General features: G+C 52.7%; 1 protein-coding gene. It reads right to left on the reverse strand.

Features of this window, described 5'->3' with window-relative positions:
• A partial coding sequence (locus tag HBA93_RS23415; protein WP_286202171.1) for a TrmH family RNA methyltransferase occupies nt 1-237 on the reverse strand: 237 nt, incomplete at both ends.

The following is a 237-nucleotide window of genomic DNA, read 5'->3' on the forward strand; positions in this document are numbered from 1 at the left end:
GGGCTATGACGTGATGTGGTGATCAACGCATCGGCGCCGAAAGCAACTGCGGAGCGCAAAATAGCGCCGACATTATGCGGATCAGTAACCTGATCCAGAATCAAAAGCAGTTTGCCTTCTTTAAGATCCTGCAATTTGCGTGGCTTCAGGGCAGCGGTTTCAATCAAAACACCCTGATGCACGGCATCCGAGCCGGTTAAGGCATCGATATCGCGCGGCTCAACCATTTCAGGTGCG

This window comes from Ochrobactrum sp. SFR4 (genome assembly GCF_019730395.1).
Classification (GTDB): Bacteria; Pseudomonadota; Alphaproteobacteria; order Rhizobiales; family Rhizobiaceae; genus Pseudochrobactrum.